General features: G+C 58.0%; 6 protein-coding genes. All 6 read left to right on the forward strand.

From position 1 onward, the window contains the following. The coding region (locus VGG64_21015) for an H-X9-DG-CTERM domain-containing protein (protein ID HEY1602096.1) at positions 1-361 on the forward strand (361 nt) is incomplete at its 5' end. A 128-nt stretch (positions 362-489) separates the two neighbouring features. Beyond that, a complete protein-coding gene (locus VGG64_21020) occupies positions 490-672 on the forward strand; it encodes a hypothetical protein (GenBank protein ID HEY1602097.1) in 183 nt (60 codons plus the stop codon). A 596-nt stretch (positions 673-1,268) separates the two neighbouring features. Further along, on the forward strand, positions 1,269-1,664 hold the full coding sequence (locus tag VGG64_21025) for a hypothetical protein (GenBank protein HEY1602098.1): 396 nt from the start codon (positions 1,269-1,271) through the stop codon (positions 1,662-1,664). Continuing rightward, complete coding sequence (locus tag VGG64_21030) at positions 1,648-2,748, forward strand: AAA family ATPase (protein ID HEY1602099.1); 1,101 nt, start codon at positions 1,648-1,650, stop codon at positions 2,746-2,748. The genes VGG64_21025 and VGG64_21030 overlap by 17 nt, the downstream gene beginning before the upstream one ends. Before the next feature lie 275 nt (positions 2,749-3,023). After that, a complete protein-coding gene (locus tag VGG64_21035) occupies positions 3,024-3,317 on the forward strand; it encodes a hypothetical protein (GenBank protein ID HEY1602100.1) in 294 nt (97 codons plus the stop codon). A 214-nt stretch (positions 3,318-3,531) separates the two neighbouring features. Beyond that, on the forward strand, positions 3,532-3,831 hold a 300-nt coding region (locus VGG64_21040; protein ID HEY1602101.1), incomplete at its 3' end, for a hypothetical protein.

Here is a 3,831-nt window from a genome sequence, read left to right on the forward strand (position 1 = left end):
CTCGGGCGGCAACTACCAGACGCTCAGTCCCACAGCCGAAGGCATCAACGGCTCGGGCGACCAGCGCGCGCTGAATTGCACGTCGGTCCGCTATGGGATCAACAAGCTCGGGCATCAGAAGGGCATGCTCGCCTTGCCGGCCGGCCCCGTGCCGAAGGCCAAGGAAGGCGAGCCCCCGTTCCCGCCGGCCCCCAACGTGCTCGGCCCTGGGCACAATCAGGGCATTTTTTCCGCCCACGGCGGCGGTGCTTATGTGCTGTATGCCGACGGTTCCGTGCACTGGAGAGACGAAGACATGGCCCTGCCCGTGCTCCAAGCCCTCTGCACCCGCGACGACAGCATTCAGACCGAAGGCCAGTAGAAGGCGTGGCGTAGCGGAAGGCGTGAGCCTTCCGGCGGTGCCGGCGTAGCGCATGGGCTAGCCCGACCGGCTTTGTCGGCCCGCGAATCGTTTTGACGATCGACCGACTCGCCTGCTATTCTGCTTACATGAGCACCGGCCACGAACCCCATCAAGCTTTTCATCGTGGCACCGCGCCGATCTTTTCGTTGCTCACCCCTGAACAAACGCGACAGCTTGCGGAATTACAGGGCGATATCTCGCTCGCCGATCGCTTCACCGAATTAGCCGCTAAGGCGAACGAGGGCTTGCTCCACGGCAATCGCATCTAAATGTCGGATTGTAAGGCCGCTAGCACGGGAGGTTGACAAAATTTCCTAGTGGCAAGGCTTGTCATTGCTGACGCTGTGCGAAAAATGCCGCCGACGAAGGGTCGTGTCGTCGTTGTATCGGTGGGCACAGGCTAAAACGCAGGCCGCCATTGTTCGCGGTGCTCTTGTAAAGGCAAGGGGAGCACGGCTTCAAAAGTCGAATGCGTCGTTGATAGCAATCGCATAACCGGACATTTAGATGCGATAGCCGTGGGGCTTGCTCACCGACGCCGAGCGGGCTGAGTACGAAGCCTACATCGAGGCCAATAACCTGCTCGCCGTGCTGCAAGCCGAGGCCCGATTCCGTCTCGCGCATCATGACCCTTGAGCAATAAATTGGACCTGTCGCCGCTACGTCCAAATCTCTTGATACTCGCCAGCAAACCGCTAGATTAGGACATTGCGAAGACCTCCGCAATCGGCCAGTTATTGCCCAGGTTTCAGGCCGGCTTACACCTTTGCACTTCAATGGGCGGCTAGACGTGTGACAAAGAGCCCGGCCGCGCGACGACACACAGCGGTGCGGGGAGACACTTTCACAGTATTGGATTGCTGAGATGGCAGATGACAATGCAGGGCAGGCCATCGATATAGGGAAGGCTTTTGTTTTGCTTGTTATTCAGTCCCCACCAGCGTTGGTGACACTCGGGGTGTCCACATTCTTTGGCTATGGCATATCATTCATTCTTTTCGATTACCGGCGATCTCAGATCCAAAAGTCGCACTACATGTTTCACGTGTCGATTGGTCTTGGATATGCGGCTGCCATGTTCTGCCTCGTCAATTTCGACCTTGTGACGCGAACTTTGACAGTTGAGCAGATCACGACTCGCATCCCGTTAACGCTCCTGCTAAGTCTTGGGCTCGCATTTGTAATCATGCTCGTCGGCGCCATTTGGCGTGAGCTTTCGGCACCGTATACAGCTGGGCAAAAAAATGGCAATGATAATTAGCGTCGTCAGCGGCAAGGGCGGATCGGGCAAGAGCCTTTTGACCGCTGTACTCGGCCGAGCTATTGCTCGCGAGGGCGACCGGGTGCTGCTAGTCGACATGGACATATTCGTCCGTGGGCTAACCGTCCTGCTTTTTAGTTTTAGGCGACCTGAGCGGAAAGAGGGCTCTGTTACGGTATCAGACCTGCTCGGCGTTTTCTCCGTAGAAAGCAACGTGAACGATCCGGTCGCCACCGATGCAGCGAAGTTTATGATTCAGCGATTCTTGGAATGCGACCTGCTTCCAGCAGTTGACACGGTGAACGCTCCCCTGGACTACGACGACAGGAAGCTGAGCGACGAAGCCTTTTGCGACGAATGCGTGCGAAATCTATTGGCGTCAATCCAGGACAAGTATGACTATGTTTTTCTCGACAACAGGGCCGGAATGGATAGCTTAATTGCGGCGTCCTGCAGGAACGCGACGATCGTTCTTGCCGTCGCCGAGGATGATGAAGTTGGCCGTCAAACCAACGTTAATCTCGCTCGCTTCCTGCAAACAAGGAAGAATGTGCGTGTCGTATATACAGTCATTAATAAGGGTAGGAATATCCATAGCTACTCGGATATACAGGCGCGAGCCCGTCACCGCAGCGAATTCACGATACTAGGCGTAATTCCTTTTGACATGGATGTACTTGAGGATTTTGGGTCCGACCAATTCTGGACGATTGTAACGGAGACGCTTTACTTTCGCGCTGTTTTGGATGCTTGGAACGCCCTCTCCAAGTTCGTGGATGGCGTTAGGGAACTATCGGTGTCCAAGTATCGCTTCCCACCCCGAATTTTTATGCAGCCGTCCCACGGACGGTACACCTTCATGGAGCGCATACTCAGGATTTATAGCATTGCTTTTGTTATTACTGGAGCGGCTGCTTGGTTTTACGGTGAATTCCGCCAACAGTCCGCGGTGGATCTGTACCAGCTGATCGCGGTGGGTTCGATCTTAGTTGGAGTTGCATGCCTCGTGCTGTCTACCTCCGGCTTCCAAATGTTCATTCGTGGGCAGGCGCGAGACCGAGAAAGACGGGATCGAGAGCGGTAGAAGGCGAAAGGTTTAGTTAATAAAAGAGCTACATCGCGCAACACGCTGCTCCGCCGACGGTGACGGCGTCGGCGCGTTTGAGCGTTAATACCTGTCATTGTCCGACGCGCAACGCCATTGGACATGCCGGGTTCGGATGAACCACACAAACAGCACACGGGAGACTAGCTTGCGCTCCGTGTGCTCGCATCATTGACCGCCGGTTATTGCTAGGGGTGAAAGCGGGGCAGGTCGGATACTGACAAGCCGGGCAACTTTCCGCTACGGTTTTTACCATGCCGCGAACTGCCAGAATTGCCCCCGGCGCGGCATGGCCGGTTGATCGACCTGCCAACTGGCACGTGCGGGTCAACCCGACGACAACCCACAGGAGCTGGATTCGCTACGGCGGAGCGTGCAGCGGCGTCGGCCCGCCCGAGTGGCAGAAACGAATCGCCAAACGCTTGGGTTTGGAGTCGGTCTATCGCCCGACCGGCTGCCCCAGAAAAATCCCCTACCGCGACGGCATCTTCGAGGCGCAGGCGCTCCAATGGCTTCAGCGGATTCGCCCCGTATCGGACCAGTCCTGACCCGTCCTGCTTTTCCGCTGCCGCTTTTCCTCTCGCCTCACGCTCGGCGCCGCTCCCTCAAAACCGGCCCAACCGCTGCTGGCCGGACAATGCGGTCCATTGGCCGACGTCGGAATGAGTATCCGGGCCATTTACCCGTCAAACTGGTTTCGGGGCCTGTATGCGCCCGGCTACAATGGAGGTTCTTCGCCTCCCAGTTTGAAAGACCCGCTCCATGCACTCGGGCTGCGGCCGCTCGGCCGTGCTGTTTTCGATTGTCGCTGCCCTGGGGGGACTCTCTGCGCCGGCGGCCAGAGCCGGCGAGCCGGTGCCCAGCTTCGAGCGTGACGTGCTGCCGGTGTTGTCGGCCTACGGTTGCAACTCGGGCGCCTGCCACGGCAAGTCGCGTGGCCAGAACGGTTTTCACCTCTCCTTGCGCGGCTTCGATCCGCCCGCCGACTACGCCGCCATCGTTCAGCAGGCCCGCGGCCGGCGCGTTTCTCCGGCTTCGCCCGCCACGAGCTTGCTGCTGCGC

This window comes from Pirellulales bacterium (genome assembly GCA_036490175.1).
In the GTDB taxonomy this organism is placed as follows: domain Bacteria; phylum Planctomycetota; class Planctomycetia; order Pirellulales; family JACPPG01; genus JACPPG01.